General features: G+C 71.0%; 23 protein-coding genes. 16 read left to right on the forward strand and 7 right to left on the reverse strand.

Annotation, left to right across the window (positions count from 1 at the left end):
* From ACYUD3_RS30745 to ACYUD3_RS30770, 6 genes are all read left to right on the forward strand, one after another.
* Nucleotides 1-1077 carry an LLM class flavin-dependent oxidoreductase gene (locus ACYUD3_RS30745; protein ID WP_470976943.1) on the forward strand — a complete coding sequence of 359 codons (1077 nt, stop codon included), beginning with the start codon at nt 1-3 and terminating at the stop codon, nt 1075-1077.
* Nucleotides 1074-1688, forward strand: coding sequence for a CE1759 family FMN reductase (locus ACYUD3_RS30750; protein ID WP_470976946.1), 615 nt, complete (start codon nt 1074-1076; stop codon nt 1686-1688). The genes ACYUD3_RS30745 and ACYUD3_RS30750 overlap by 4 nt, the downstream gene beginning before the upstream one ends.
* Nucleotides 1689-1815: 127 nt before the next feature.
* Nucleotides 1816-2562 carry a response regulator transcription factor gene (locus ACYUD3_RS30755; protein ID WP_470976949.1) on the forward strand — a complete coding sequence of 249 codons (747 nt, stop codon included), beginning with the start codon at nt 1816-1818 and terminating at the stop codon, nt 2560-2562.
* On the forward strand, nt 2563-3975 hold the full coding sequence (locus ACYUD3_RS30760; RefSeq protein ID WP_470976952.1) for a sensor histidine kinase: 1413 nt from the start codon (nt 2563-2565) through the stop codon (nt 3973-3975). It begins immediately after the preceding gene.
* 58 nt (nt 3976-4033) lie between these two features.
* Complete coding sequence (locus ACYUD3_RS30765; protein WP_470976955.1) at nt 4034-4717, forward strand: GNAT family N-acetyltransferase; 684 nt, start codon at nt 4034-4036, stop codon at nt 4715-4717.
* 24 nt (nt 4718-4741) lie between these two features.
* Nucleotides 4742-6037, forward strand: a complete 1296-nt coding sequence (locus tag ACYUD3_RS30770; protein WP_470976958.1) for an ArgE/DapE family deacylase — start codon at nt 4742-4744, stop codon at nt 6035-6037.
* Here the strand turns inward: ACYUD3_RS30770 and ACYUD3_RS30775 are convergent.
* On the reverse strand, nt 6016-6729 hold the full coding sequence (locus ACYUD3_RS30775) for a hypothetical protein (protein WP_470976961.1): 714 nt from the start codon (nt 6727-6729) through the stop codon (nt 6016-6018). The genes ACYUD3_RS30770 and ACYUD3_RS30775 overlap by 22 nt on opposite strands.
* A gap of 242 nt (nt 6730-6971) precedes the next feature.
* On the opposite strand from ACYUD3_RS30775, the gene hemL reads away from it, so the two are divergent.
* From hemL to ccsB, 7 genes are all read left to right on the forward strand, one after another.
* Entirely contained in the window at nt 6972-8288 is a 1317-nt protein-coding gene (gene hemL, locus ACYUD3_RS30780) for a glutamate-1-semialdehyde 2,1-aminomutase (protein WP_470976964.1), read from the forward strand.
* A complete protein-coding gene (locus tag ACYUD3_RS30785; RefSeq protein WP_470976967.1) occupies nt 8285-8989 on the forward strand; it encodes a histidine phosphatase family protein in 705 nt (234 codons plus the stop codon). The genes hemL and ACYUD3_RS30785 overlap by 4 nt, the downstream gene beginning before the upstream one ends.
* A 193-nt stretch (nt 8990-9182) precedes the next feature.
* Nucleotides 9183-10463 carry a polysaccharide deacetylase family protein gene (locus ACYUD3_RS30790; protein ID WP_470976970.1) on the forward strand — a complete coding sequence of 427 codons (1281 nt, stop codon included), beginning with the start codon at nt 9183-9185 and terminating at the stop codon, nt 10461-10463.
* A gap of 78 nt (nt 10464-10541) precedes the next feature.
* Nucleotides 10542-11189 carry a TlpA family protein disulfide reductase gene (locus ACYUD3_RS30795; RefSeq protein WP_470976973.1) on the forward strand — a complete coding sequence of 216 codons (648 nt, stop codon included), beginning with the start codon at nt 10542-10544 and terminating at the stop codon, nt 11187-11189.
* Nucleotides 11186-11956 carry a cytochrome c biogenesis CcdA family protein gene (locus ACYUD3_RS30800; protein WP_470976976.1) on the forward strand — a complete coding sequence of 257 codons (771 nt, stop codon included), beginning with the start codon at nt 11186-11188 and terminating at the stop codon, nt 11954-11956. The genes ACYUD3_RS30795 and ACYUD3_RS30800 overlap by 4 nt, the downstream gene beginning before the upstream one ends.
* The gene (gene resB, locus ACYUD3_RS30805; RefSeq protein ID WP_470976979.1) at nt 11956-13653 is read left to right on the forward strand and encodes a cytochrome c biogenesis protein ResB; all 1698 of its coding nucleotides are present in this window, start codon (nt 11956-11958) and stop codon (nt 13651-13653) included. Before ACYUD3_RS30800 ends, resB begins: the two co-directional genes overlap by 1 nt.
* Nucleotides 13650-14792 carry a c-type cytochrome biogenesis protein CcsB gene (gene ccsB / locus ACYUD3_RS30810; RefSeq protein ID WP_470976982.1) on the forward strand — a complete coding sequence of 381 codons (1143 nt, stop codon included), beginning with the start codon at nt 13650-13652 and terminating at the stop codon, nt 14790-14792. Before resB ends, ccsB begins: the two co-directional genes overlap by 4 nt.
* Before the next feature lie 76 nt (nt 14793-14868).
* Here ccsB and ACYUD3_RS30815 read toward each other — a convergent pair whose 3' ends face one another.
* From ACYUD3_RS30815 to ACYUD3_RS30830, 4 genes are all read right to left on the reverse strand, one after another.
* A complete protein-coding gene (locus ACYUD3_RS30815) occupies nt 14869-16401 on the reverse strand; it encodes a type 1 periplasmic-binding domain-containing protein (RefSeq protein ID WP_470976985.1) in 1533 nt (510 codons plus the stop codon).
* Complete coding sequence (locus tag ACYUD3_RS30820) at nt 16401-18434, reverse strand: hypothetical protein (protein WP_470976988.1); 2034 nt, start codon at nt 18432-18434, stop codon at nt 16401-16403. The genes ACYUD3_RS30815 and ACYUD3_RS30820 overlap by 1 nt, the downstream gene beginning before the upstream one ends.
* Before the next feature lie 239 nt (nt 18435-18673).
* Nucleotides 18674-20869, reverse strand: coding sequence for a catalase/peroxidase HPI (katG, locus tag ACYUD3_RS30825; RefSeq protein ID WP_470976991.1), 2196 nt, complete (start codon nt 20867-20869; stop codon nt 18674-18676).
* A 169-nt stretch (nt 20870-21038) separates the two neighbouring features.
* Nucleotides 21039-21461, reverse strand: a complete 423-nt coding sequence (locus tag ACYUD3_RS30830; RefSeq protein ID WP_470976994.1) for a Fur family transcriptional regulator — start codon at nt 21459-21461, stop codon at nt 21039-21041.
* A gap of 147 nt (nt 21462-21608) precedes the next feature.
* On the opposite strand from ACYUD3_RS30830, the gene ACYUD3_RS30835 reads away from it, so the two are divergent.
* Nucleotides 21609-22079, forward strand: coding sequence for a nucleoside deaminase (locus tag ACYUD3_RS30835; protein WP_470976997.1), 471 nt, complete (start codon nt 21609-21611; stop codon nt 22077-22079).
* A gap of 241 nt (nt 22080-22320) precedes the next feature.
* On the opposite strand, the gene ACYUD3_RS30840 is transcribed toward ACYUD3_RS30835, so the two are convergent.
* Together ACYUD3_RS30840 and ACYUD3_RS30845 are read right to left on the reverse strand one after the other, a co-directional pair.
* The gene (locus ACYUD3_RS30840) at nt 22321-22926 is read right to left on the reverse strand and encodes a DinB family protein (RefSeq protein ID WP_470977000.1); all 606 of its coding nucleotides are present in this window, start codon (nt 22924-22926) and stop codon (nt 22321-22323) included.
* A 66-nt stretch (nt 22927-22992) separates the two neighbouring features.
* Nucleotides 22993-23406 carry a PLD nuclease N-terminal domain-containing protein gene (locus ACYUD3_RS30845; RefSeq protein WP_470977003.1) on the reverse strand — a complete coding sequence of 138 codons (414 nt, stop codon included), beginning with the start codon at nt 23404-23406 and terminating at the stop codon, nt 22993-22995.
* 119 nt (nt 23407-23525) lie between these two features.
* Here ACYUD3_RS30845 and ACYUD3_RS30850 point away from each other — a divergent pair, with 119 nt between their 5' ends.
* Nucleotides 23526-24977, forward strand: coding sequence for a menaquinone biosynthesis decarboxylase (locus tag ACYUD3_RS30850; protein ID WP_470977006.1), 1452 nt, complete (start codon nt 23526-23528; stop codon nt 24975-24977).
* Nucleotides 24974-25873 carry a menaquinone biosynthesis prenyltransferase MqnP gene (gene mqnP, locus ACYUD3_RS30855; RefSeq protein ID WP_470977009.1) on the forward strand — a complete coding sequence of 300 codons (900 nt, stop codon included), beginning with the start codon at nt 24974-24976 and terminating at the stop codon, nt 25871-25873. The genes ACYUD3_RS30850 and mqnP overlap by 4 nt, the downstream gene beginning before the upstream one ends.
* The last annotated feature ends 13 nt before the right edge of the window (nt 25874-25886 follow it).

Raw genomic sequence — 25886 nt, forward strand, 5'->3', positions numbered from 1 at the left:
ATGCAGTTCGGGATCTTCACCGTCGGGGACGTCACCCCGGACCCGACGACCGGACGTACGCCGACCGAGGCCGAGCGGATCAAGGCCATGGTCGCCATCGCGCTGAAGGCCGAGGAGGTCGGCCTCGACGTCTTCGCGACCGGCGAGCACCACAACCCGCCGTTCGTCCCGTCCTCGCCGACGACCATGCTCGGCTACGTCGCCGCGCGCACCGAGAAGCTGATCCTCTCCACCGCGACGACGCTCATCACCACCAGCGACCCGGTGAAGATCGCGGAGGACTTCGCGATGCTCCAGCACCTGGCCGACGGCCGGGTCGACCTCATGATGGGCCGCGGCAACACCGGCCCCGTCTACCCCTGGTTCGGCCAGGACATCCGCGAGGGCATCAACCTCGCGATCGAGAACTACGCCCTGCTGCACCGCCTGTGGCGCGAGGACGTCGTCAACTGGAAGGGCAAGTTCCGTACGGCGCTCCAGGGGTTCACCTCGACGCCGCGCCCGCTGGACGGCGTACCCCCCTTCGTCTGGCACGGCTCGATCCGCTCGCCCGAGATCGCCGAGCAGGCCGCCTACTACGGCGACGGGTTCTTCCACAACAACATCTTCTGGCCGGCCGACCACACCAAGCGGATGGTCGAGCTGTACCGCGGCCGGTTCGCGCACTACGGGCACGGGACGGCGGAGCAGGCGATCGTCGGCCTCGGCGGGCACGTCTTCATGCGGCGCAACTCCCAGGACGCGGTACGGGAGTTCAGGCCGTACTTCGACGTCGCCCCGGTCTACGGGCACGGCCCCTCCCTGGAGGACTTCACCGCCCAGACCCCGCTCACCGTCGGCACCCCGGAGCAGGTGATCGAGAAGACGCTCGCCTTCCGCGAGTACGCGGGCGACTACCAGCGCCAGCTGTTCCTGATCGACCACGCCGGGCTGCCGCTGAAGACCGTCCTGGAACAGCTCGACCTGCTGGGCGAGGAGGTCGTCCCGGTGCTGCGCAAGGAGTTCGCGAACGGCCGCCCGGCGTCCGTGCCGGAGGCGCCCACGCACGCGTCGCTGAAGGCGGGGGCTTCCGCATGAAGCTCGTCGTCGTCTGCGCGGGGCTGAGCGTCCCCTCGTCCACGCGGCTGCTCGGTGACCGGCTCGCCGCCGCCGTCGGGGAGCGGGTGGCCGGGGCCGGCATCGAGGTCGTCGAGGTGCGGGAGCTGGCCGTCGAGATCGCGCACCACCTCACCAGCGGGTTTCCGGGGAAGCGGCTGGCGGGGGCGCTGGACGCCGTCGCGGGGGCGGACGCCGTGATCGCGGTGACGCCGGTGTTCTCGGCGTCGTACAGCGGGCTGTTCAAGTCGTTCTTCGACGTGCTGGAGCCCGGGGCGCTGGAGGGGAAGCCGGTGCTGGTCGCGGCGACCGGCGGGTCGGCGCGGCATTCGCTGGTGCTCGATCACGCGCTGCGGCCCCTGTTCTCCTACCTGCGGGCCGTCGTCGTGCCGACCGGGGTGTACGCGGCCTCCGAGGACTGGGGGAGCGAGGGGCTGCCGGAGCGGATCGGGCGGGCGGCGGGGGAGCTGGCGGCGCTGGCGGGGGCCGGGCGGGGGGCCGTGCCCGCGCAGAAGGGCGCGCCGACCTCCGTGCCGGACGGCGGGCTCACCGTCGTCCCCTTCGCCGAGCGGCTCGCGGCGCTCGAGGAGTAGCCCGGCCGGAGCAACGTCCGGCCGCTCCTGTCAGGAGGCGTCCCGCAGGCATGAGGTTGCCTGCGGGACGGTGAGAGGCAGGTAAAAAGGCTGATCGTAAACCCGGTCGCCGACGCTGCCGGACAGGATGCCTTGGCAGACTGGACGAGTGCCTCAGACCGTACTGCTTGCCGAAGACGACCGCGCCATCCGCCATGCCCTGGAAAGGGCGCTGACGCTGGAGGGCTACCAGGTCACCGCGGTCGCCGACGGGGTGGAGGCACTGGCGCACGCCCACAAGTCGCCGCCCGACGTCCTCGTCCTCGACGTGATGATGCCCGGCATCGACGGACTCCAGGTCTGCCGGGTGCTGCGCGCCGAGGGCGACCGCACGCCGATCCTGATGCTGACCGCGCTGGTCGAGACCGCCGACCGGATCGCGGGCCTGGACGCGGGCGCCGATGATTACGTCGTCAAGCCCTTCGACGTCGAGGAGGTCTTCGCCCGGCTGCGCGCCCTGCTGCGCCGCAGCAGCCCTGATACCCCCTCCGCCGCCCCCGTCTCCGCCCTCCCCAAGGAGCCGCAGGTGTCCGACCGGCACATCGAGGCGGCGGGGCTGCGGATGGACCCGCAGGCGCGGCGGGCCTGGCGCGGCGCGCGCGAGCTGGAGCTGACCCGGACCGAGTTCGAGCTGCTGGAACTGCTCGTGCGCAACGCCGGCATCGTCCTGGACCACTCCACGATCTACGACCGCATCTGGGGCTACGACTTCGGCCCCGGCTCCAAGAACCTCGCCGTGTACGTCGGCTATCTGCGCCGCAAGCTCGACGAGCCGGGCGCCTCGCAGCTCATCCACACCGTCCGGGGCGTGGGGTACGTCCTGCGGGAGGACTGAGTGAGCCTGCTGCGCCGCACGCTGGAACGCAGGCGCCCGGGACTCGCCTCCCTCAGCACGACGTTCGCGGTGTCGTTCGCCGCGATCACCGCCGCCGTGACCATCCTCGTCGGCATCACCTCCTACAACGCCGCCGCCCGGCTGGTCCGGGTCGATCAGCAGACCGTGTTCGGCGAGGTCGTCCAGGACCTGCGCGACGAGGTCCGCCAGCAGCGCATGACCCCGGAGGACTTCTCCTCCTCGGCCCCCGGCCACGACCTCGTCCGCCCCGCCCGCACCAACGTGCAGGTCCTGGGCGCCGGCGGGGACGTCGTCGACCCCGGCCGCCCCCACCTCCCGGTCACCGCCGCCGACCGCAAGGTCGCCGCCGCCCCCGACTCCGGCGCGCTCGTCCAGTACAAGGACGTCACGGTCGGCAGCGACGTCTACCGCATCGCCACCGTCTCCCTCGGCCGCGGCTGGGGCGCCGTCCAGGTCGCCCAGGAGTTCAGCGGCACCGAGGACCTGCTGCGGGCGCTGCAACAGCGGACGCTGCTGCTGGTGGCGGCCGTCGTCACCGCGTCCGGCCTGTTCGGCTGGTGGCTGGCGCGCCGCATCACGCGCCGGCTGGTCGTCCTCACGACGGCTGCCGAGGACGTCGCCCGCACGCGGCGGCTCGGCATCGAGGTCCCGGTGACGGGGTACGACGAGGTCGGCCGGCTCGGCCGCGCCTTCGACCGGATGCTGGGCCGGCTCGCCCAGTCCGAGGAGGACCAGCGCCGGCTCGTCCAGGACGCCGGGCACGAGCTGCGGACGCCGCTGACGTCGCTGCGCACCAACATCTCCCTGCTGCGCCGCATCGACGAGCTGCCGCCCTCGACCCGCGACGAACTGGTCGCGGACCTCGGCCAGGAGGCCCGCGAGCTGACCGACCTCGTCAACGAACTGGTCGACCTCGCCGCCGGGCAGTCCGACACCGAGCCGCCGCAGCGGGTGGACCTCGCCGACCTCGCGGAGGAGGTGGCGGCGCTCGCCCGGCGCCGGACCGGCCGCGAGATCGTCGTCCGGGTCAGCGGCGACACGACGACCGACGGCCGCCCCGGGCTGCTCCAGCGCGCCATGTCCAACCTCCTGGAGAACGCGACCAAGTTCGACCGGGAGGGGAAGGGGCCGGTCGAGATCGCGGTGACCGGTCCGGCGCGGCCGGGGACGATCCGGGTGGAGGTCCTGGACAGGGGGCCGGGGATCTCCGAGGCCGACATGACGCGGGTGTTCGACCGTTTCTACCGGGCGGCGGACGCGCGGTCGCTGCCGGGGTCGGGGCTGGGGCTGTCGATCGTGCGGGAGGTGGCGCTGTCGCACGGGGGGACGCCGTACGCGCATCGGCGGGCGGGGGGCGGGTCGGTGATCGGGTTCACTGTGGGGGGTGGGTGAGGCGGGGGGTGCCGGGGGGTTCGCCGGGGGCTCCGGGCCGGGGCATTTGCTGTGGGCGGTGCGGGATGGGGCAGCGGCTCGGCAAGGAAATGGTGAGAGCGGGAGTGTCCGGCGGCTGGGGTCCGCCGTCGCCGTCGTCGCCCCGGATCTCTCCGGCCGGGACCGGATAGCGGTCGCCGGGTCCGCCGCCGACGCGGTGCCTCTCGTACGACGGCTGCTGGGCGAGGTCGGGCCGTCGTACCGTCCGTTCGGGCCGGCCGCGCTGGTGCGGGAGCTGGTCGCGGGGGTGCCTGAACTGGTGTGGGGCGGGCCGGAGTTCGTGTGGATGGAGACGTGCGCGGCGCCTTCGGTGCCTTCGGTGCGTGTCGAGTGGCTGGACCCGGCGGGGGAGGCGGAGGCCGCCGGGCTGTTCGCGGAGGGGTTCCCGGGGTCGTACGCGCAGCCCGGGCGGGCCGGGGTGCGGCGGTGGGCCGGGGTGCGGGAAGGGGGTTCGCTGCTCGCCGTCGCCGCCGACGCCTGGTCGGCCGAGGCGTGCGGGTTCCTCGCCGGGGTCGTCACGCGGGCCGACGCGCGGGGGCGGGGGCTCGGGGCGGCCGTCTCGGCGTACGTCGTCGACGCGCTCGTACGGCGGCACGGGCGGGCCGCGCTGATGGTCGACGCGGGCAATGTGGCGGCCGTCTCGGCTTATGAGCGGGCCGGGATGAGCAGGTATGCGTTCGGGGCGGCTGCCGTCGCTTCCTGAGGGGCTGTCCTGAGGGAGGGTGCTGTGGGCTTCGGTGAGCTGGACGCGCGTGAGGCCGCTGTGCTGGCGGCGATCGACGAGGGGGCGCTGGCGCGGACCTTGCGGGAGCTGATCGCCGTGCCGAGCGTCACGGGGAGCGCGGCGGAGTCGGAGCTCCAGCATCTGCTGGCGGGGAAGCTGCGGGCGCTGGACATGGACGTCGACCTGTGGTCGATGGATCTGCCCGCGCTGACGGGTGACCCGGGGTTTCCTGGGCTTGAGGTGGAGCGGGACGAGGCGTGGGGGCTGGTGGGGTATCTCGGTCCCGGTGAGGGTGAGGCGGACGTCATCCTCCAGGGGCACGTCGACGTCGTGCCCGCCGGTGATCCCGCCGCCTGGGAGGGGGACCCTTTCGTCCCCCGGGTCCGGGGGGATCTCGTGTACGGCCGGGGGGCCTGTGACATGAAGGCCGGGCTGGCGGCGCAGCTCGCGGTGCTGGGGGCGGTGCGGGCGGCCGGGGTGCGGCTGCGGGGGCGGGTCGGGGTGCACTTCGTGGTGGGGGAGGAGGACGGGGGGATCGGGGCGTTCGGGACGCTGGCGCGGGGGCACCGGGGGCGGGCCTGCGTCATCGCCGAGCCGACCGAGTCCACGCTGATCACCGCCAACGCGGGGGCGCTGACGTTCCGGATCGAGGTCAACGGGCTTGCCGCGCACGCCAGTTCGCGGGAGAAGGGGGTGAGCGCCTTCGACGCGTTCCTCCCCGTGCACCGGGCGCTGGCCCGCCTGGAGGCGGAGCGCAACAAGAACCCCGATCCGTTGTTGGCCGAGTACCCCATCCCCTACGCCCTCTCCATCGGCACGGTCCGCACCGGGGACTGGCCCAGCAGCGTTCCGGATCTGCTGGTCGCGGAGGGGCGGTTGGGGGTGCGGCTTGGGGAGGAACCGGGGGCTGCGCGGGCGGAGTTGGAGGGGGCGGTGGCTCAGGCGTGCGCCTCGGAGGGCTGGTTGCGGGAGCATCCGGCTCAAGTGACGTGGCCGGGGGGTCAGTTCGCGAGCGGGCGGCTGCCGCAGGGCCATGCGCTGTCAGGCGTGGTGTCCCGGGCCCACGCGGACGCCAACGCGGGAGCCCCGCCCCGGGAACGAGGCGCCACTTACGGCAGCGACCTCCGCCTCTATACCGCCGCGGGCATCCCGACCCTCCAGTACGGGCCTGGGCGGATCGGGGTGGCGCATAGTGCGGGGGAGGTGGTGTCGGTACGGGAGACGGTGTCGGTGGCTCGGGCGTTGGCGTTGGTGGTACTGCGGAGCGAGGGCGTGCCTCAGGGCCACACCAGGCAATAAGGCTGATGCCCCGCCTCATGCAACCGATGGCTGAAGTCCTGCCACTCATGCAGCAGTTGGTACACATTGAACGCGTCCCGGGGCCCGCCCCGGTCCGGGACCGTCGACCAGATGAAGGCTGCCGCGCCCACCGCCTCCTCGCCGATGTCCCGCAGCGGATCCACCACCGTCATCGGAAGTTTCACCACCGCGTAGTCCGGGTGGAGGACGACCAGTTCGAGGGGCGGGACCTTGTGGAGGGGGACGCCTTCGATGCCCGTCAGGACCATCGCGGCCATCGTCTCCGGCTTGATCTTGGTGAACATGCCGTTCATGCCCAGCTCGTCACCGCCGAGTTCCTCGGGGCGCATGGAGATCGGGACGCGGGCCGCGGTCGCGCCGTCGGGCGCGCCGAAGTATTTGTAGGTCACCCCCACCCGACCACCATTCCTGCTCCCCGCCCGGAGGCGGTCGGCCCGCTGGTCGATCAGCCGATCGATCCCTTCGGGCACGTCGTTCTGTGCGCTCTGCGGATTCCCGGAGTTTCCCGGACTCCCCGGGCCCCCCGGAACCCCCGGTGCCGGTGAGCCATGGGCCTGATATCGCTGCTCTGCTTCGTTCGCTTCCTCCGCGTCGCGCCGGTGCCTTCCCCGCCGGGCACGTCGAGGACCCAGGTCATCGGTCCCCTCGCCCAGTCCGCCACCGCGATGCATATCTCCACCCGACTGCTTTTCTAGGACGCGCGGACCCCGCCGCGCAACCCGATCATCGTGTCAGTGACCTCCCCCACGGCCGCCCGCCGAAACGTGCGGTGAAACACCTGTCCGCAGGATCTTCCCGGTCCCCGTTCAGTACGGCCCGTGCGGGCTGTATGTATCAGCTCTCAGTTTCTCAGATTCACCGCCGCTCCCCGGCCGACCGCCGGGCCCGCGCACCCCTGGCCTACCCTGAGACGGTGAGCGAACTGCCCTTTGCGTACGACGCACCCGCCTCCCAGGCCCTCTTCGACCGGGCCACGGCCGTCACGCCCGGCGGCGTGAACTCGCCGGTGCGGGCCTTCAAGGCCGTCGGCGGCACCCCCCGCTTCATGGTCTCCGGCACCGGCCCCTATCTGACCGACGCCGACGGCCGGGAGTACGTCGACCTCGTCTGCTCCTGGGGGCCGATGATCCTCGGCCACGCGCACCCCGAGGTCATCGCCGCCGTCCAGGACGCGGTTTCACGTGGAACATCCTTCGGCACCCCCGGCGAAGGGGAGGTCGCCCTCGCCGAGGAGATGGTCGCCCGGATCGCACCCCTGGAGCAGGTCCGCCTCGTCTCCAGCGGCACCGAGGCCACCATGTCGGCGATCCGCCTCGCGCGCGGCTTCACCCGCCGCACCAAGGTCGTCAAGTTCGCCGGCTGCTACCACGGCCACGTCGACTCCCTTCTGGCCGCCGCCGGTTCGGGCCTCGCGACCTTCGCGCTCCCCGACACCCCGGGCGTCACCGGCGCCCAGGCCGGCGACACCATCGTCCTGCCCTACAACGACCTCGAAGCCCTCCGCGAGGCCTTCCGGCTGCACCCCGGTGAGATCGCCTGCGTCATCACCGAGGCGTCCCCGGGCAACATGGGCGTCGTCCCGCCGCTGCCCGGGTTCAACCAGGGGCTCAAGGACATCTGCCAGGCGGACGGGGCCCTCTACATCTCCGACGAGGTCATGACCGGGTTCCGCACCTCCCGCGCCGGGTGGTTCGGGGTCGACGGCGTCGTACCCGACCTCATGACGTTCGGGAAGGTCATGGGCGGCGGTTTCCCCGCCGCCGCCTTCGGGGGGCGCGCCGACGTCATGGCGCACCTCGCCCCCGCCGGGCCCGTCTACCAGGCCGGCACCCTCTCCGGGAACCCGGTCGCCACCGCCGCCGGCCTCGCCCAGCTGCGGCTGCTCGACCAGGCCGCCTACGACCAGCTCGGCGCCGTCTCCGCCCGGCTCCAGTCGCTCGTCTCCGACGCGCTCACCAAGGAAGGCGTCGCGCACACCGTGCAGAGCGCCTCCAACATGTTCTCCGTCTTCTTCACCGACCGGCCCGTGCGCGACTACGAGGACGCCAAGGCGCAGGAGTCGTACCGCTTCACCGCGTTCTTCCACTCGCTGCTGAGCGACGGCGTGTATCTGCCGCCGTCGTCCTTCGAGTCCTGGTTCGTCTCCACGGCCCACGACGAGCGCGCCGTCCAGAAGATCGCCGACGCCCTCCCGGCGGCGGCCCGAGCGGCTGCGGAGGCCACGGCATGAGCGGCACCCCGAACACCGGCGGCAGAAGCAAGGAACTCACCGTCGTCCACCTCATGCGCCACGGCGAGGTGCACAACCCCGACGGGATCCTCTACGGGCGGCTGCCGGACTACCACCTCTCCGAGCTGGGCCGGCGGATGGCCGACCGGGTCGCCGAGCACCTCTCTTCCCGGGACATCACCCACGTCGTCGCCTCCCCGCTGGAGCGGGCGCAGGAGACGGCCACGCCGATCGCCAAGGCGCACGGGCTCGACCTCGCGACCGACGGGCGGCTGATCGAGGCCGGCAACGTCTTCCAGGGCAAGACCTTCGGCGTCGGCGACGGCGCGCTGAAGAACCCCGGGAACTGGAAGCACCTCGTCAACCCTTTCAAGCCGTCCTGGGGCGAGCCGTACGTCGACCAGGTCGTGCGGATGAAGGGGGCGCTGGACGCGGCCAAGGACGCCGCGCGCGGACATGAGGCGGTGCTGGTCAGCCATCAGCTGCCGATCTGGATCGTCCGCTCGTACGTCGAGCGGCGCCGGCTCTGGCACGATCCGCGGCGCCGGCAGTGCACGCTCGCCTCGCTGACGACCTTCACCTACCAGGGGGACCGGATCGTCTCCGTGGGGTACTCGGAGCCGGCGATCGACCTCGTGCCCGCGCATCTGCGGGCGGGGGCGAAACCGGTCAAGGGCAAGGACAAGGCGTTCGGCGCCTGAATCCCTCCCGCACGGCGCCCGAACCCCCGGATTTTCCGGAGCGTAACTGACCGACTCCGTAAGGTAATTGACTCGAACATATCCTTATCTCTCCATCCTGTTACCAAACCCGGAACTTTTCGAGGAACCTCTTCGTTCGTCGCCACCTCTGAATGGGTGACCCAGACAGATAATCGTGACGAACGGGGAGGCCATGCGCACTCTCAGCCGAAGGGGAGCCCTCGGGCTCGGAGCGGGTGCTGCGGCTGCCGCGGGCCTGACCGCCTGCGGAAGCTCCGACGCCGGTTCCGGCAGCGGGGACAAGGGGAGTGACGGCGGCACCAAGGGCAGCGCGAGCCCCAGCGCCGCCGCCCGCCCGATCGGGGACGGCTCGACCTCGTTCACCGGCAAGCAGCCCCACCAGCCCGACGCCCCTCAGCCGCTGGAGGCCGGGCAGGAGCCGCCGCAGTTCGTCATCTTCTCCTGGGACGGCGCCGGCGAGGTCGGCAACGGCCTCTTCCCCCGCTTCCTGGACCTCGCCAAGCAGCACGGCGCGTCCATGACCTTCTTCCTCTCCGGGCTCTACCTGCTGCCCGAGTCGAAGAAGCGGCTCTACGCCCCGCCGAACAACCGCGTCGGCGCCTCCGACATCGGCTACCTCACCGACGAGCACGTCAGGTCGACCCTCACCAACGTCCGCCGCGCCTGGCTCGAGGGCCACGAGATCGGCACCCACTTCAACGGGCACTTCTGCGGCGAGTCGCACGGCTCGGTGAAGTGGTGGACGGCCAAGCAGTGGGCCAGCGAGATAGAGCAGGCCAAGTCCTTCGTCAAGGAGTGGCGCACCAACACCGGCTGGAGCGATATGCCGGCGCTGCCCTTCGACTACGACAAGGAACTCGTCGGCGCCCGCACGCCCTGCCTCCTCGGCCAGGACAACCTGCTGCCCACCGCCCGCGAGCTGGGCTGGCGCTACGACGCCTCCTCGCCCGGCGGCCGCCAGGTGTGGCCCGTCAAGCGGCACGGCGTCTGGGACCTGCCGCTCCAGGCGATACCTTTCCCCGGCCGCAAGTTCGAGGTCCTGTCCATGGACTACAACATGATGGCCAACCAGTCCCAGAACTCCACCAAGGCCCCCGCCTACAACTACCCGGGCTGGCGCAAGCAGTCCGCGGGCGCCTACATCGCCGGCTTCGAGCGCGCCTACGCCACCAACCGCGCCCCCTTCTTCATAGGCAACCACTTCGAGCACTGGAACGGCGGCATCTACATGGACTCCGTCGAGGAGGCGTTCAAGCACATCGCCGCCGAGAAGGAGAAGGGCGCCGACGTCCGCATGGTCTCCTTCCGGCAGTACGTCGACTGGATGGACGTCCAGAAGCCCGAGGTGCTCGCCAAGCTGCGGACCCTCGATGTGGGCCAGGCGCCGTCGCAGGGCTGGAAGAACTTCCTCGTGGAGGCGAAGCCGTCCGCGACCCCCTCCAAGACGGCCTGAAACCCCGCCTGAAATGCGGGTTTCCGCCCACAAGGGGGGTGCGCAAGATCCCCAGAACGGGCATGCGAAACTTTTCACATGAGTGCCGCCCGCAGCGCCCCCCGACGCTCCACCAGCACCTTCCCGCCCCGGCCCCGCTCCCGCCGCGCCGCCCTGACCACGGCCGCCGGCGCCGCGACGGCCGCGCTGCTGCTGTCCGCCTGCTCCTCCGGAGGCACCTCCGGAGGCGGCGGTGACACCCACTTCATCGTCGGCGCCGACGGCATCGCCACCGTCGCCCAGGGCAAGCGGGACGCGGTCCCCGACCTCTCCGGCAAGGCCATCGACGGCACTCGGCTCGACGTCTCCTCCTTCAAGGGCAAGGTCGTCGTCCTGAACGTCTGGGGCTCCTGGTGCTCGCCCTGCCGCGCCGAGGCCCCCGGCTTCCAGAAGGTCTCGCAGGACCTCAAGGCCAAGGGCGTGCAGTTCGTCGGCATCAACACCCGCGACACCAGCACCGAGCACGCGATCGCCTTCGAGAAGCAGCAGGGCGTGACCTACCCGAGCCTGTACGACCCGACGGGCAAGCTGCTGCTGCGGTTCAAGAAGGGCACGCTGAACCCGCAGGCGATCCCCTCGACCCTCGTCATCGACCGCGCCGGCAAGATCGCCGCCCGCTCGCTCTCCGCGCTCAGCGAGGAGCGGCTGCGCGAGATGATCGCGCCGGTGCTCGCGGAGAAGTCGTGACCGACGTCACCGAGTTGGCCGTCGGCGGGCTCAACGGCACGGTCCTGAACGGCGCGTTGATCGCCGCCTTCCCGCTCGCCCTCCTCGGCGGCCTCGTCTCCTTCTTCTCGCCCTGCGTGCTCCCCCTCGTCCCCGGTTACCTCTCCTACGTCACCGGCGTCGCGGGCACCGACCTCGCACAGGCCCGCCGGGGCCGGATGGTCGCCGGCGCGAGTCTCTTCGTCCTCGGTTTCACCGCCGTGTTCGTCTCCAGCGGGGCCCTGTTCGGGTACTTCGGCGAGACGCTGCTGGAGAACCAGGGCGTGCTGTCCAAGGTGCTGGGCGTGCTCATGATCGTCATGGGTGTGTTCTTCATGGGGCTGATGCCCTGGATGACCCAGCGCGAGTTCCGCATCCACAAGAAGCCGGCCACCGGACTGCTCGGCGCCCCGCTGCTGGGCGCCCTGTTCGGGATCGGCTGGACCCCGTGCATCGGCCCGACGCTGGCGTCCGTGCTCACGCTCTCCTCCCAGCAGGGCAGCGCGGGGCGCGGTGCGATACTGACCGTCGCCTACTGCCTCGGCCTCGGTGTGCCGTTCGTGCTCGCCGCGGTCGCGTTCCGCAAGGCGCTCGGCGCCTTCGGCTGGGTCAAGCGGCACTACGTGTGGGTGCTGCGGACCGGCGGGACGATGATGATCGTCACCGGTCTGCTGCTGCTGACCGGGGCGTGGGACAGCCTCGTACAGGACCTCCAGTCCTGGTCCGCCGGCTTCACTGTGGGGATCTGATGAGCAAGACCACCGAGACGACCGCCTCCGCCGCCACCGGCGACGACGATCTGGGCGCCGCCGGTTCCCAGCTCTCCACCGCCCCCCAGGAGTCCCTGAACGTCCCCGCGCTCGGCGTGCTCGGCTGGGCCCGCTGGTTCTGGCGGCAGCTCACCTCGATGCGGGTCGCGCTGCTCCTGCTGCTGCTGCTCGCGCTGTGCGCGATCCCCGGCTCGCTGATCCCGCAGACCGGCAACGACGTCACGAAGGTCACCGACTTCCGCAAGGCGCACGAGACCCTCGCGCCCATCTACGACAAGCTCGGCCTCTTCCACGTCTACAGCTCGGTGTGGTTCTCCGCCGTCTACATCCTGCTGTTCGTCTCCCTCATCGGCTGCATCGTCCCGCGCACCTGGCAGTTCGTCGGCCAGCTCCGCTCCCGCCCCCCGGGCGCCCCGAAACGACTCAACCGGCTCCCGGCATACACGACATGGCGTACGGAGGCGAAGCCGGAGGAGGTCCGCGAGGCCGCGCTGAAGCTGCTGAAGAGGCGCCGCTTCCGCGCGCACGTCGCCGGGGACGCGGTCGCCGCCGAGAAGGGGTACGTCCGCGAGGTCGGCAACCTCGCCTTCCACATCGCCCTGATCGTCCTGCTCGTCGCGTTCGCCTGGGGCCAGCTCTTCAAGTCCGAGGGCAACAAGCTCATCGTCGAGGGCGACGGCTTCTCCAACGTCCTCGTCTCCTACGACGACTTCAAGTCCGGCAACCTCTTCGACGTCTCCGAGGACCTCGTCCCGTTCAGCTTCACGCTCGACAAGTTCACCGGCACGTACGAGCTGACCGGCCCCAACCGGGGCACGCCCCGCACCTTCCAGGCGGCCATCACCTACAGCAAGGGCGCCTACGGCAAGGACCGGAAGACGGTCGTCAAGGTCAACCATCCGCTGGAGATGGGCGACGCGAAGATCTACCTCACCGCCCACGGCTACGCCCCCGTGATCACCGTCCGTGACGGCAAGGGGAACGTCGTCTACCACGACGCCGTCCCCCTGCTCCCGCTGGACGCCAACGTCACCTCCTCCGGTGTCGTCAAGGTCATGGACGGCTACAAGGACGCCGCCGGGAAGACCGAGCAGCTCGGCTTCCAGCTGTTCTTCCTGCCGACGTACACCCAGGGCAACGAGGTCGCCTCGACCTTCCCCGCGCTCCAGAACCCGATCATGAACGTCGTCGGCTACCACGGTGACCTGGGCGTCGACTCCGGTATCCCGCAGAGCGTCTACCAGCTCGACAAGACGCACATGACCGAGTTCAAGGACGCCAAGGGCGCGCAGCAGCGCGAGAACCTGAAGCCCGGGGCGACCATGACGCTCCCGAACGGCGCCGGCTCGATCACGTACGAGGGCACCAAGGAGTGGGCGAACTTCCAGGTCGTCCAGGACCCGGGCGGCGCCTGGGCGCTCACCGGCGCCGTCGCCGCGATCTTCGGCCTCGCCGCGTCCCTGTTCATCCAGCGCCGCCGCGTGTGGGTGCGCGCGGTGACCGGGTCCGACGGCGTCACCGTCGTCGAGATGGCCGGCCTCGGCCGCAGCGAGTCCGCCAAGGTGCCCGAGGAGCTGGGCGCCCTCGCCGAAACCCTCTACGACCAAGCCCCCGGGGCCCCTGACCCCGAAATCCCCTCCCACAAAGCCGTCCTTCCCGAAGGGGCTGAGAAGTGACTCTCGCCGCCACGACGGATCTCGCCGCCGCGACCAACGAACACCTCGCCAACATCAGCAACACGCTGATCTACTCCTCGATGGCCGTCTACACCCTCGCGTTCTTCGCGTACATCGCGGAGTGGACCTTCGGCAGCCGCAGCAAGATCGGCCGCACCGCCGCCGCGCTCGCCCCGGCCGCCGCCGCCAAGGCCGGCAAGAAGACCGCCCCCGCCGTCCAGGTCAAACAGGCCGGCGGCACGGCCGTCCTGGAGCGCCCCCAGGTCGTCGTCCGCGCCGCCTCCGGCAGCCGGGACGTCCCGGACGGGCCCGGCGCGCACGGCGGGGACGAGCAGGGCGACCTGTTCGGGCGGATCGCGATCTCGCTGACGGTCCTGGCGTTCCTCGTCGAGCTGAGCGGCGTCATCGCCCGCGCGGCCTCGGTGCAGCGGGCGCCGTGGGGCAACATGTACGAGTTCAACATCACGTTCTCCACGGTCGCCGTCGCGGTCTACCTGACCCTGCTGGCGCTGCGCAAGAACGTCCGCTGGCTCGGCCTGTTCCTCATCACGACCGTCCTGCTGGACCTCGGCCTCGCCGTCACCGTCCTGTACACCGCGAGCGACCAGCTCGTGCCCGCGCTGCACTCGTACTGGCTGTACATCCACGTCTCGACCGCCATCCTCTGCGGCGCGGTCTTCTACGTCGGCGCGGTCGCCACGATCCTGTACCTCTTCAAGGACTCCTACGAGACCAAGCTCGCGAGCGGCGGTACGCCCGGAAAGTTCGCGAACTCCGTCCTCGACCGGCTGCCCGCCTCCTCCTCCCTCGACAAGTTCGCCTACCGCGTCAACGCGGCCGTCTTCCCGCTGTGGACGTTCACGATCATCGCGGGCGCGATCTGGGCGGGCGACGCGTGGGGCCGGTACTGGGGCTGGGACCCGAAGGAGACGTGGTCGTTCATCACGTGGGTCGGCTACGCCTGCTACCTGCACGCGCGCGCGACGGCCGGCTGGAAGGGCCGCAAGGCCGCCTACCTGGGCCTGGCCGCCTTCGGCTGCTGGCTGTTCAACTACTACGGCGTCAACATCTTCATCTCCGGCAAGCACTCCTATGCGGAAGTGAAGAGCCTCGGGGCCATTGTGGGCGTGCACTTCTGAGTTCGGCCTTCTGAGCGGCGGGCGTCCCCAACCGGGGGCGCCCGCCGCTGTTTTACGAAGCCCTCCGATGAGGCTTCTACGACGGCGGCAGGCACTCCTTCGCCGGCGGGTTCTTCTCCGGCCAGGCGATCTTCACGAACCGCGACCCGCCCTGCGGGGTCAGCTCGACGATCGGTACGGCCTTGTCGTACGGGTTGCCATGGTCGTCCAGGCAGATCCAGCCGCTCGCGCCGTCCACCCGCAACGAGCCCTTGACCTGCGGCCATTGGACGCTCACGGTGTCCAGCGCGGGGAGGGTGGCGCCCTGCCCGGTGGCGCCGCGGATGCCGCGTACGGCGAGGGCGAGCGCGTCGTGGCCGACGATCAGCTGGCCGTCGTCCAGCGGGGCCGCGCCGATCGGGCCGACGGGCTCGCGGACCGCCTGGGCGGCCAGGGACAGCAGGGACGCGGTGTCGGCGGCCGAGCCGCCCGGGGTGCCGGCCGGGGTCCTCGCCCAGGCGTCGGGGTGGGCGAGGCCGGTGTAGCGCACGGAGACGCCGTTGCTGAGGGCGGCGCGCTTGAGGGCGCTGTCGCCCGCGAGGTAGGAGCCCTCGTCGCCGGTGAGCACGGTGAACGAGCGGTTCTGGCAGCCCCGGTCGCCCAACGCGTTGATGAACTGGCGCAGTTGGACGTGGCGGCCGGCGAACAGGATGGTGTTCGTGTCCGGGGCGGTGTCGCACATGATCTGGGTGATCTGCCAGAACGTGTTGGCGGTGGTGCCCTCCTGGTTGCGGTCGGCGGGCGGGGTGAAGGGCTGCGCCCCGTACGGGGAACCCTTGGTCAGCGCGGCGAAGGAGTCCTGGAGCGTGCGCGTGTAGGGGTCGCCGGGCTTGTCGTACACGAGGACCGCCTTGCCCGCGTTGACCTGCGCGTACGAGGCGAGGGCCGCGGCCTCGTCGGTGTTGGTGGGGGAGACCCTGGCCAGGCCCGGGTAGGGGTCCTTGCCGCCCTGGCCGTTGGCGAGGTCGTCGGCGGTGATCGAGGAGCCGATGACCGGGATGCCGTGTTTCGTGAGTGCGGCGACGGCCTGTTTGTTGGCGTCGGTGCTGGTGCCGACGCCGATGACCGCGCGCAGCCGGTCCTTCGTGGCCGTCAGCGCGGCCAGCTGGTCGACCACCGGCTGCCAATGGTCGCTGGTGGCACCGGGGTTGGCGAGCACCAGGCGGATCGCGGGGGAGCGGCCGTTGGCGTCGTGGTTGGCCTCCCACTGGGCGAGGTAGGCGCCCTGGAGCTGGTGCAGCACGTTGCCCAGCGCGGACGGGGAGGACGCGGAGAACGGGAGCAGGACGGCGACGGTGACGTAACTGTCCTTCTTCAGGCCCGCGTTCTCCCGCGCGATGGCCTTGGTGACGTCGGCGAGGGCGGGTCGGCCGAAGTCGTACGCCGTGCCGCTCACGCCGACGCACTCGGCGCTGTGCTCGGGTCTCGCGACGCCGGGGGCGCAGGCGCGGTCCTCGGTCAGCAGGGTGCGGGTGCCGATCACGACCCCGGCGACCAGGGCGGCGGCGGCCAGGACCGCCGCGTACCGGTAGAGGCGGATCGCCCACAGCTCACGCAGCCGGCGCACCATCAGCTCTCCCCGTCCTCTCGGATGTCCCGCGCGACCGTCAGCGGCCGTCCCGCGAGGGCCTGCGCGGGCCAGGTCCGGGACGTCGCGAAGAGCAGGGCGCCCCCGGCCGGGCGCAGGTCGGACAGCTGCTCCAGCTCGAACCGCAGCCGGTCGCAGACCCGGGGGTCGGGCAGCACCAGCGGATCGGTGACCTGCCACACCGCGTGCAGCAGCCTGCGCACCCGCAGGTGCAGTCCGACGTCGGTGCCCCGGGGCGGCGGCGCGGTGCCCAGCCGGCCGAGGGCGACGTCCGTACGCCGGTCGTCCCTCGGGAAGCACGGCGCCGACGCGATGAACCGCAGGTCCGCCAGCCACCGCCCGGTGTCCGACTCCGCGAAGCCGTCCCGGAGATGGGCCACCGCGTCGGCCGACTCCTCCAGCGCCAGCTCGTGATGGAGCCGGTAGCGCGGCCGGTCCTCGTAGTGGACGATCAACTCCTCATGCACGTCACTCCACTTGGGGCCGACGGCGCTGCGGTGGTGCAGCCGCAGGAGCAGCAGCGTGCGCACGAAGGGGTCGCCGACGAAGTGCCCGGGCGTGTCCGGCATCCCCTCCCCGGCGAGCCGTGCCCGCAGCTCGCGCACCCCCGACGAGCCGAAGTCGTCGGGGAGTTGGGCGCGGGCGAGGACGGCAGCGGAGTCGTGGTCGTGGGCGGCGGCCAGCACGGTCAGCTCGTCGAGCCGGTCCGGCGGCACGAGGTGCCCGAGGAGTTCGCCGTACAGCGGCGGCCCGTCCGCCTCGGCCGGCTCGGTCAGCAGCCGGGCCAACTCCCCTGCCGCGCCCGGGTGGTCACGGGCCGCGCGGGCGACGAGGACGATCCCCAGCGGGTTGCCGCCGGTCAACCGGTGCACGGCGTGCGGGAGTTCGGGCGGGAAGTCGGCGTCCTCGCAGACCGCGCCGACGATGTGCAGGGTGTCGTCGGGGGACAGCGGCGGGAGCGGGACGAGCAGGACACCGGGGTCCTGCGGGCCTTGGTGGCGGCCGGCTTCGGCCAGCGGTCTTCGCAACGCACCGCGCAGGAAAGGGAGTTGGGTGCCGCGTACGGTGGCGATCACCGCGACCTGATGGGCGGCCCCGTCGGCCCGGTCCCGCAGCAGCGCCTCAACGAGCCCTTGTCCGGGGCCGGTTGCGATGTTGTCGAGGAGGACGACCGGGCGGCCCAGCCGGGTCAGCCGGGCGCCGATCCCCGTATAGCCGTCGGCAAGATCGGCCAACAGGGCGCGTACCAGCCAGCGTTCGGCGTGCTCGCGGGAGGTGCCGCCCGCGCGGAAGTTGCCGGAGAGCAGCATCAGCCCGCGCTTGGCGTTGCCGCCCGCGTTCGGATAGGTCCGGTACCAGGCGGAGGGGCGCTGGTCCTTGCGGGAGAGGGCGTCCTCGGAGACCGCCTCCAGGGTCGCCTCGACGACCGCCGCGAGGTAGGGGCCCTGGCCCACGGAGGCGGCGGCCACTTTCGCGGCGACCTTCGTGGCCCAGCGGCCGGCCGTGGAGAAGCGGGAGCGGGGCTCGCCCAGCAGCAGGATGCGGGTCAGCTCGGCGCGGATGCGCTCGGAGTCGGGGGCGCCGCCCCAGCCGCCGGCCCGCACCGCGACCAGCCCCGCGGTGAGCCGGGGGAACGTCAACTGGCCCGCCGCGCGCACCGGTTCGGTGAGCTGTTCGGCGAGGACCAGCACGGCCTGCCAGAGCGGGGACCAGGACTCGGGTCTTTCGGTGTGCGGGGCCGCCGCGAACTGGGGGTCCTCGCAGTCGATCCGGGCCAGCGGGGTGTGCTTGCGCCGCTCGCCCTTGTACGGGGTGCTGTAGGCCGCGCGGATCTCGTCCAGCACGGCCGTCTTGCCCAGGCCCCGGCCGCCGGAGAGCACCAGCACCGGTGGGCCTTGCGGGTGTTCGGGCGGGCTCGCGACGTGTTCGTAGGGGCGGATCCCGATCAGCCGGGGCAGCAGCCCCGGGGGCTCCGCGTCGAACAGCGCCCCCCGCCCGTGCAACGGTCCGTGCACCGCACCTCCCCCTGGCCGGTCCCTCAAGTAGAGGGTAAGGACGGGGTGTTGGTGCAGAACAGACGGTGGCGACAAGTTCGTACAAGAAATACATACGGGGGAAACACCGAAGTCCCGGGCCCGCTCGCCCGAGTCGGCTCGGGGAGGGGGCCCGGGACGTCAAGTTCCCCTCAGGTAAGGGAACTTGAGCCTCGGTCAGGCACGGGCGCCTGGAAGGTCAGGCGCCGGTGCCCTGAGAGTCAGGCGCGGACGTCGAACCGGTCCAGGTCGGCGACCTTCGCCCAGGCGGCGACGAAGTCCGTGACGAACTTGGCCTTCGCGTCGTCGCTCGCGTACACCTCGGCGAGGGCGCGCAGCTCGGAGTTGGAGCCGAAGACCAGGTCGGCACGGGTGCCGGTCCACTTCAGCGCGCCGTCCACGCGGCCCTCGAACGCGGTCTGGGAGGCGTCGGTGCCCTTCCACGTCGTGCCCAGGTCGAGCAGGTTGACGAAGAAGTCGTTCGACAGGACGCCCGGGCGGTCCGTGAGGACGCCGGCCTTGGTCTCACCGTGCGAGACGCCCAGGGCGCGCAGGCCGCCGACGAGGACGGTCAGCTCGGGGGCGGTCAGGGTGAGCAGGTTGGCGCGGTCCAGCAGCAGGTACTCGGCGGGGAGGCGGTTGCTCTTGCCGTAGTAGTTGCGGAACCCGTCGGCCTGCGGCTCCAGGGCCGCGAACGACTCGGCGTCCGTGTGCTCCTCGCCCGCGTCGACGCGGCCCGGGGTGAACGGGACCTCGACGTCGTACCCGCCGTCCTTGGCGGCCTTCTCGACCGCGGCGGCGCCGCCGAGGACGATCAGGTCGGCGAGGGAGACCTTCTTGGCGCCCTGGCCGTTGAACTCGGCCTGGATGCCTTCGAGGACACGGAGGACCTGCGCGAGCTGCTCGGGCTCGTTGGCCTCCCAGCCGCGCTGCGGCTCCAGGCGGATGCGGGCGCCGTTGGCGCCGCCGCGCTTGTCGCTGCCGCGGAAGGTGGACGCCGACGCCCAGGCGACGGAGACCAGCTGCGAGACCGTGAGGTCGGAGGCGAGGATCTTCGCCTTCAGCGCGGTGACGTCGGCCGCGTCGATGGCCTCGCCCTCGGCCTGCGGCAGCGGGTCCTGCCAGATCAGCGTCTCGGCCGGGACCTCGGCGCCCAGGTGCAGGACCTTCGGGCCCAGGTCACGGTGGGTGAGCTTGTACCAGGCGCGGGCGAAGGCGTCCGCGAACTGGTCGGGGTTCTCCAGGAAGCGGCGGGAGATCTGCTCGTAGACCGGGTCGAAGCGCAGCGCCAGGTCGGTGGTGAGCATGTTCGGCGCGATCTTCTTGGACGCGTCGTGCGCCGAGGGGACGGTGCCCTCGCCGGCGCCGTTCTTCGGCTTCCACTGCTTGGCGCCGGCCGGGGACTCGGTCAGCTCCCACTCGAAGCTGAAGAGGTTCCAGAAGAAGTTGTTCGACCACTTGGTCGGCGTGGTGGTCCAGGTGACCTCCAGGCCGGACGTGATGGTGTCCGCGCCCTTGCCGGTGCCGTAGCTGTTCTTCCAGCCCAGGCCCTGCTCCTCCATGGAGGCGCCCTCGGGGTCGGCGCCGACGTGGGAGTCGGAGGCCGCGCCGTGGGTCTTGCCGAAGGTGTGACCGCCGGCGATGAGGGCGACCGTCTCCTCGTCGTTCATCGCCATCCGGCGGAACGTCTCACGGATGTCGCGGGCGGCGGCGATCGGGTCCGGGTTGCCGTTGGGGCCCTCGGGGTTGACGTAGATCAGACCCATCTGGACGGCACCCAGGGGCTCCTCCAGCTGGCGGTCGCCGGTGTAGCGCCGGTCGTCGAGCCAGGTCTGCTCGGGGCCCCAGTAGACGTCCTCCTCGGACTCCCAGACGTCCGCGCGGCCACCGGAGAAGCCGAACGTGGTGAAGCCCATGGACTCCAGGGCCACGTTGCCGGCGAGGATCATCAGGTCGGCCCAGGACAGGCTCTGGCCGTACTTCTTCTTCACCGGCCACAGCAGGCGGCGGGCCTTGTCCAGGTTGGCGTTGTCCGGCCAGCTGTTCAGCGGGGCGAAGCGCTGCTGGCCGGCGCCGGCGCCGCCGCGGCCGTCGCTGATGCGGTACGTACCGGCCGAGTGCCAGGCCATCCGGATCATGAACGGGCCGTAGTGGCCGAAGTCGGCGGGCCACCAGTCCTGCGAGGTGGTGAGGACTTCCTCGATGTCGCGTTTCACGGCGGGCAGGTCGAGGGACTTGAACGCCTCGGCGTAGTCGAAGTCACCGCCGAGGGGGTTGGCGACCACCGGGTTCTTCGCGAGGATCTTCAGGTTGAGCCGGTCCGGCCACCACTGACGGTTCCCGCCGCCCTGCGTGGGGTGCAGTGCACGGCCGTCGTGGGCCACCGGGCACTTTGCTTCTGCGGCGTTCTCGGACATTTCGGGGGTTCCTTTCGGAGCTGAGCGCGCTTCGGGATGTGCGAGGGGTCGCTCAGGCAGGGTGTTCAGGTGGTGAGGTTCTGGCGGTGAAGTCTTTGGGCGGCGGTGAAGTCTTTGGGTGACGGTGAAGTCTTTGGGTGGCGGTGAAGTTTTTGGGTGGCGGTGGCCGTCAGGCACAGGCGGGGCACAGGCCCCAGTAGACGACCTCGGCCTCGTCGATGCGGAAGCCGTGGTCGTTCGCGGCGGTGAGGCAGGGGGCGTGGCCCACCGCGCAGTCCACGTCGACGACGGTTCCGCACGTCCTGCATATGAGGTGGTGGTGGTTGTCGCCGACGCGGCCCTCGAACCGGGCCGGGCTGCCGGCCGGTTCGATACGTCGGATGAGTCCGGCCGAGGTGAGGGCGTGCAGCCCCTCATATACGGCCTGAACAGAAACATGCCCCACACGTTCGCGCACCCCGGCGGCGATGGCGTCGACGCCCAGATGATCTCCCGTGCGCACCGTGTCGAGCAGCGCGACCCTCGCGGCCGTCACCCGCAGGCCGACACCGCGCAGCTCTTCGGCGGGGGTAGGGGTTCCGGATGCGGTCATAGGACCAACCTACCCCCACAAACACGAACGGTTCAAGAAAAGGAGGAGTACAGGTTTGGTGAGAGGGGGGTGGGGGGTGTTCATCTGGACGTGGGGAGGCTGGGGGCGGGCTTGCCCCGTACCCCCGCCCCCTGGACAGTGGGCGCCATGAAGCTGCCGAACCGGTCAGTGCCGGAAGCCGAGGCCCGCGAATGGCTGGGTGTCGCCGTGGGGGAGGCGCGGGCCGGGCTCGCTGAGGGGGGTGTTCCCATCGGGGCCGCGCTCTACGGCGCCGACGGCACGCTCCTCGGCCGGGGCCACAACCGCAGGGTCCAGGACGGCGACCCCTCCACGCACGCCGAGACGGCGGCCTTCCGGGCGGCGGGCCGGCAGCGGTCGTACGCCGGGACGACCATGGTGACGACCCTCTCCCCGTGCTGGTACTGCTCGGGCCTGGTCCGGCAGTTCGGCATCTCCAGGGTCGTCATCGGGGAGGCGGAGACCTTCCAGGGCGGACACGACTGGCTGGCCGAACACGGAGTGGAGATCGTCCTCCTCGACGACGCCGAATGCGCGTCCCTGATGCGGGAGTTCATCGAGAAGAACCCGGAGCTGTGGAACGAGGACATCGGGGAGTAGCCCCGCGAAGCACCCGGCCCCACAGAGCTTCCAGCACCGCAGAACTTCCGGCGCGGCAAAGCTTCCGGCGCCGCGAACTTTCGGTCCCGCCAAGCTTCCGGCCCCGTAGAGCTTCCGGCGCGGCAAAGCTTCCGGCCCCGCAGAGCTTCCGGCCCCGCCAAGCTTCCGGTCCCGCCAAGCTTCCGGCCCCGCAGAGCTTCCAGCACCGCAAAGCTTCCGTCCCCGCAAAACCGGCGGGACCTTACTGCCCAGCACCCCCCGCCTCCCGCGCGATCCCCTCCAACCGCCCCCGATACCCCTCCCACCAACCCCGGTCCCCCTCCGGCAAGCTGCTGCTCCCCGGGATCAACCCCACCGCCCCGTCGATGAGTTCACGCACGATGTCCGCGTGCCCGGCATGCCGGTTCGTGTCGGCGATGACTCGGGTCAGCAAGTGATGCAACGTCGCCGCGCGCCGTTCCTTCGGCCACCACGGGACCTGGCCGACCGCCTCCAGCGGCAGGGCGGCGATGGTCGCGTCGGAGTGGGCCCAGGCCGCGCGGTACAGGGACGTGATGTCCGCGCGGGACTCCTCGGCGGTCGCGTACATGTCGGCCTGGGGCTCGGCGTCCTGGGTGTACCACCACGCCGGAGGGCTCTCAGTGAAGTAGGGGCGGCCGAACGTGTCGCCGAAATACCCCAGTTCCACCCCGGCCGCATGCTTGACCAGCCCCAGCAGATTCGTCCCCGTCGGCGTCAGCGGGCGGCGTACGTCGTACTCGGAGAGGCCGTCCAGCTTCCACAGCAGGGCCTCGCGGGCTTCGCGCAGATAGCGGACCAGGTCCGCCTTCGGATCGGTGACCGTCATGCGGCGAGTCTCGCAGCCACCACTGACAACGCCCCCTCACCAGCGAGAACGCGCCCTAGCCCAGCCCTACCCCTCCTTGGACTCGTCCCCGAAGTCCCGAGAATCCCGAGAATCCCGAGAATCCTTGCGCCGCAACTCCTCCTCCCGCCGCCGAAGATCCGCCTCCCAGTCCTTCAGCAGCGCCTCGTCCTTCTTGTTCTCCTCCTCGCGGAGGGACTTCAGGAACTCGGGGTTGTCGTCGGGCGCGACCCAGGTGTGCCCCCGGTGCCACTCCGACGGTGTACGGCCCCCGGTCGGAGGGTTGCGCACCTTCCCCGCCACCAGCCACACGATCGGCCCCACCAGCCAGAACAGCAGGATCAGGAACACCCACGCGACCTTCGGAAGGTGCTTCGCCTCGTCCTCGGGCGTGTTGAGGCAGTCGATCAGCGCGTAGACCGTCAGCGCCAGCGGCACCAGGAACATCAGGACTCTGAGCATCGCGGCGGCTTCCCCCAAGGATGTGCAGTCGGATGCGGCCAAGGGTAACGGGTAGGAAAAAACCAGACCCGCACCTCCCGCCGACCGGCCCCTCATCCCCCTCGGCGATACTGGGACACATGGCTTACGACGATCTCCGCTCCCTCCTCCGGGCCCTGGAACGCGAAGGCGACCTCAAGCGTGTGAAGGCCGAGGTCGACCCCTACCTGGAGATCGGGGAGATCGTCGACCGCGTCCAGAAGTCCGGCGGCCCCGCGCTCCTCTTCGAGAACGTGAAGGGCTCCGCGATGCCCCTCGCGATGAACGTCTTCGGCACCGACCGCCGCCTGCTCAAAGCCCTCGGACTGAAGTCCTACGCCGACATCTCCGACAAGATCGGCGGCCTGCTGCGCCCCGAACTCCCGCACGGCTTCATCGGCGTACGCGAGGCGTTCGGCAAGCTCGGCGCGATGACGCACGTACCGCCGAAGAAGGTCAAGGAGGCGCCGGTCCAGGAGGTCGTCCTCCAGGGCGACGACGTCGACCTCGACCAGCTGCCCGCGCTCTTCACCTGGCCCCAGGACGGCGGCTCGTTCTTCAACCTGGGCCTCACGCACACCAAGGACCCCGAGTCCGGCATCCGCAACCTCGGCCTGTACCGCCTCCAGCGGCACGACAAGCGGACCATCGGCATGCACTGGCAGATCCACAAGGACAGCCGCAACCACTACCAGGTCGCCGCCCGCCGGGGCGAGCGGCTGCCGGTCGCGATCGCCTTCGGCTGCCCGCCCGCCGTGACGTACGCCTCCACCGCCCCGCTCCCCGGCGACATCGACGAATACCTCTTCGCCGGGTTCATCGCGGGCAAGCGGATCGAGATGGTCGACTGCAAGACCGTCCCGCTCCAGGTCCCGGCCAACGCCGAGGTCGTCATCGAGGGCTGGCTGGAGCCCGGCGAGATGCTGCCCGAGGGGCCGTTCGGCGACCACACCGGGTTCTACACGCCCCAGGAGCCGTTCCCCGCGCTGAAGATCGACTGCGTGACGATGCGCAAGCGCCCGCTGCTCCAGTCGATCGTCGTCGGCCGCCCCCCGACCGAGGACGGACCGCTGGGCCGCGCCACCGAGCGCTTCTTCCTCCCCCTGCTGAAGATCATCGTCCCGGACATCGTGGACTACCACCTCCCCGAGTCCGGCGGCTTCCACAACTGCGCGATCGTCTCGATCGACAAGAAGTACCCCAAGCACGCGCAGAAGGTGATGCACGCGGTCTGGGGCGCCCACATGATGTCCCTGACGAAGCTCATCGTGGTCGTCGACTCCGACTGCGACGTCCACGACCTGCACGAGGTCGCCTGGCGCGCCCTCGGCAACACCGACTACGCCCGCGACCTGAGCGTCGTCGAAGGCCCCGTCGACCACCTCGACCACGCCTCCTACCAGCAGTTCTGGGGCGGCAAGGCGGGCATCGACGCGACGAAGAAGTGGCCCGAGGAGGGCTACACGCGTGACGGGGGCTGGCCGGACATGGTCCTGTCCGACCCGGATACGGCGGCGAAGGTCGACCGCCGCTGGAAGGAGTACGGACTGTGACCTCCGCAGCCGCCGTCTCACAACCGGGGCGCACGAAAGCTTTCTTGCGCCTCGTCATGATCGAGCACTCCGTCTTCGCGCTCCCCTTCGCCTACATCGCCGCCTTCACCGCGATGTACCAGGCCGACAAGAGCGTCCACTGGACGAAGCTCCTCCTGGTCACCGTCTGCATGGTCGGCCTGCGGACGTTCGCGATGGCCGTCAACCGGATCATCGACCGGGAGATCGACGCCCGTAACCCCCGTACGGCCCAGCGCGAGCTGGTGACCGGCGCGATGTCGGTGCGGCACGCCTGGACCGGTGCCCTCGTCGCGGTCGTCGTCTTCCTCGGCTCGGCCGCGCTGCTCAACCCGCTCTGCCTGGCGCTCGCGCCCGTCGCCGTGATCCCGATGGTCGTCTACCCCTACGGGAAGCGGTTCACGAACTTCCCGCAGGCCATCCTGGGGCTCGCGCAGGCGATGGGCCCGGTCGGCGGCTGGCTCGCGATCAGCGGCGAGTGGTCCTGGGACGCGGTGATCCTGGGGCTCGCGGTGGGCATCTGGATCGGCGGCTTCGACCTGATCTACGCCTGCCAGGACGTCGCGACGGACCGCGAGACCGGGGTCAGGTCGGTCCCGGCCCGTTTCGGCATCCCGGCCGCGATCTGGGGGGCGCGCGGCTGCCACGCCGTCACGACCGGGCTGCTCGTCTGGTACGCCGCCGCGACCGGCGCGGGCGCCTTCTTCTGGCTCGGACTGGCCGTCGTGGCAGGGGCGTTCGTGTACGAGCACACGATCGTGCGGCCCCACGACCTCTCCCGCCTCAACCGCGCGTTCTTCTCCGTCAACGGGTTCATCGGCATCGCGCTGTTCGTGTGCGCGCTGCTCGATCTGCTGGTGCGGGGGCTGACGCTGTGAGTGTTCCGTCCGA

Source organism: Streptomyces sp. AMJ-169 (genome assembly GCF_055597585.1).

What these genes read in the sequence shown, in the direction of transcription:
- ACYUD3_RS30790 (WP_470976970.1), top strand. Translation starts at nt 9,183, where the DNA reads ATGCGCACTCTCAGCCGAAGGGGAGCCCTCGGGCTCGGAGCGGGTGCT.
- ACYUD3_RS30830 (WP_470976994.1), bottom strand. Translation starts at nt 21,461, where the DNA reads ATGACCGCATCCGGAACCCCTACCCCCGCCGAAGAGCTGCGCGGTGTC.
- ACYUD3_RS30755 (WP_470976949.1), top strand. Translation starts at nt 1,816, where the DNA reads ATGCCTTGGCAGACTGGACGAGTGCCTCAGACCGTACTGCTTGCCGAA.
- ACYUD3_RS30785 (WP_470976967.1), top strand. Translation starts at nt 8,285, where the DNA reads ATGAGCGGCACCCCGAACACCGGCGGCAGAAGCAAGGAACTCACCGTC.
- ACYUD3_RS30845 (WP_470977003.1), bottom strand. Translation starts at nt 23,406, where the DNA reads ATGCTCAGAGTCCTGATGTTCCTGGTGCCGCTGGCGCTGACGGTCTAC.
- ACYUD3_RS30850 (WP_470977006.1), top strand. Translation starts at nt 23,526, where the DNA reads ATGGCTTACGACGATCTCCGCTCCCTCCTCCGGGCCCTGGAACGCGAA.
- ACYUD3_RS30745 (WP_470976943.1), top strand. Translation starts at nt 1, where the DNA reads ATGCAGTTCGGGATCTTCACCGTCGGGGACGTCACCCCGGACCCGACG.
- ACYUD3_RS30835 (WP_470976997.1), top strand. Translation starts at nt 21,609, where the DNA reads ATGAAGCTGCCGAACCGGTCAGTGCCGGAAGCCGAGGCCCGCGAATGG.
- ACYUD3_RS30775 (WP_470976961.1), bottom strand. Translation starts at nt 6,729, where the DNA reads ATGCATCGCGGTGGCGGACTGGGCGAGGGGACCGATGACCTGGGTCCT.
- ACYUD3_RS30795 (WP_470976973.1), top strand. Translation starts at nt 10,542, where the DNA reads ATGAGTGCCGCCCGCAGCGCCCCCCGACGCTCCACCAGCACCTTCCCG.
- katG (WP_470976991.1), bottom strand. Translation starts at nt 20,869, where the DNA reads ATGTCCGAGAACGCCGCAGAAGCAAAGTGCCCGGTGGCCCACGACGGC.
- ACYUD3_RS30840 (WP_470977000.1), bottom strand. Translation starts at nt 22,926, where the DNA reads ATGACGGTCACCGATCCGAAGGCGGACCTGGTCCGCTATCTGCGCGAA.
- ACYUD3_RS30750 (WP_470976946.1), top strand. Translation starts at nt 1,074, where the DNA reads ATGAAGCTCGTCGTCGTCTGCGCGGGGCTGAGCGTCCCCTCGTCCACG.
- resB (WP_470976979.1), top strand. Translation starts at nt 11,956, where the DNA reads ATGAGCAAGACCACCGAGACGACCGCCTCCGCCGCCACCGGCGACGAC.
- ACYUD3_RS30815 (WP_470976985.1), bottom strand. Translation starts at nt 16,401, where the DNA reads ATGGTGCGCCGGCTGCGTGAGCTGTGGGCGATCCGCCTCTACCGGTAC.